Source organism: Phascolarctobacterium succinatutens YIT 12067 (assembly GCF_000188175.1).
Lineage (GTDB): Bacteria > Bacillota > Negativicutes > Acidaminococcales > Acidaminococcaceae > Phascolarctobacterium_A > Phascolarctobacterium_A succinatutens.
The window spans coordinates 1-1,766 of record NZ_GL830843.1 but is presented as its reverse complement, the minus strand read 5'-3'; the positions used below and the strand labels follow the sequence as shown (position 1 = coordinate 1,766).

Below are 1,766 nucleotides of genomic sequence, written 5' to 3'. Positions count from 1 at the left end.
TAAACCGTACCCTTTGTCAAGGACATTTTTAAGAGAAAGAGAGAAGCAGCAGTTCCTGCCGGAACCGCTGCTTCTTAGTTTTTATTAAAATATCCTCAATGGGTAAAGGCCTGTTTTTACATACTCATAATACTCGTTTGGGGATAGCTTGGCTAACTTCCACTGGTACCTATCGTTATTGTAGTAATCCATCCACCTATCTATTTCAGCTCTTAAGGCCTCAAAGTCTTTGCATTTAGATATATGTATTTCGTCCTTCATGTGTCCATAAAAGCTCTCTTGTGGTGCGTTATCCCAACAATTTCCTCTTCTTGACATGGATTGCCTAAGATTAGCATCATGGACTAACTGCATAAATTTATAACTTGTATAGTGTGAACCCTGGTCGGAATGAATTATAGTTTCACTAGAGATTTCATTACCATGCTTTGCTAGTACCATATTAACAGTTTCCAACACAAAATCTATTGCCAGAGAATCACTCAGACAATATCCTAATACTTGCATTGTATAGGAGTCTAGAATTGTAGATAAATAACAGTATTTATCATTTAATGGTATGTAAGTTATATCTGTTAACAATACTTTTCTAGGTCCATGTTCTTTAAATTCCCGGTTCAAAAGATTAGGAGCAACCTTATTGGTTCTCAAAGCTCTTACCATTTGCCTGTATGGATTTGGCTTTCTAATTGGGCATCTCAAATTGTACTTTACCATTAGCCGCCTTATCTTTTTAAGATTCATCAGCACTGGCTTCTCCAAATGTAACAACCTCATATGGATGCCGCGAATGCCTTTGTCATAGCCCTTAAATTTATATGCCTCAAGAATTTTACTAAAATCTGCTCTATCCTTCTGTTCATGTTCATTACGGGAATCCATATTGCTTAACCAATTATAGTATCCAGATCTAGTAACATGAGCGAGTTTACATAAATGGGACACTTTCAATTGATTATCTGGCTTAGATACTAAATCATGAATCAATTGAAATTTTCTATTCGACAACCCAAGAGATATTTCACGTGCTAGTCTGATTTGTCCAAAGAGCACAGCTTTTTTAAGAAATCTACCTCCTGTCTAAGATATGAGAGTTCGTACTGCATAGATGCTATCGCTGCCTCGAATGGCAAATCGCTATAATTTTTATTCTTAGGTGGAGGCTTTACTTCACCACCAACTCCCTGAGTGAGAGGTTTTCCAGATTCCATTGCCTTCTTTAGCTTAAAAGTGAAGTTGTTTATTCTGTAAGCACCTAAAATATTAGGGTCATATCCTAACTCCTTAAAAATAGACACTGGTGAAAAACCTTGAAGGTAAAGTTTCCAAAATTTCTCCTTAAACTCTACCGTCAATAATAACATGTTATAAGTTACTCTGTAGGTGTATGGATTCTTACGTAACAGCTCCATTTCCTCTTCAGTAAAGCGCTTTACAGCCATTTTGAGCACCTCCGCCTTTTATCCATAGTATAACATACAGTTTGGGAAAAAGTCGCTCAAAAACGATTTAAGACCAAGGAAAAGAAAAAAGTGTCCATTTTTAGGGATTGACCAAAAGAAAGCTGTCCAATTCTAGTATTTTTCTTGAAAACTGTCCAAAGTAACTCTCTTTTCGTTCTCTCTTAGTGTCCAGATTTAAACAATAAGTTAAAGGGACACTTAAGTCATAAATGCAAATATAATTCATGTAGACTATGTTGCTTTAATGCCCATATCGCTTTCTATACTACCTACCAAACTGTCCATGACTATGGGTACATTATA

At 36.1% G+C, this 1,766-nt stretch carries 2 protein-coding genes; both read right to left on the bottom strand.

What is annotated here, in order from left to right; genetic code table 11:
• Window positions 1-84: 84 nt before the first annotated feature.
• Entirely contained in the window at window positions 85-1,053 is a 969-nt protein-coding gene (locus tag HMPREF9443_RS00010; protein ID WP_050787068.1) for an IS3 family transposase, read from the bottom strand.
• Entirely contained in the window at window positions 1,029-1,442 is a 414-nt protein-coding gene (locus HMPREF9443_RS00005; protein WP_009144403.1) for an HTH domain-containing protein, read from the bottom strand. Before HMPREF9443_RS00005 ends, HMPREF9443_RS00010 begins: the two co-directional genes overlap by 25 nt.
• Between the last annotated feature and the right edge of the window lie 324 nt (window positions 1,443-1,766).

Excerpts from the sequence above, each read along its gene's own strand:
- HMPREF9443_RS00005 (WP_009144403.1), bottom strand. The coding sequence starts at position 1,442 with ATGGCTGTAAAGCGCTTTACTGAAGAGGAAATGGAGCTGTTACGTAAG.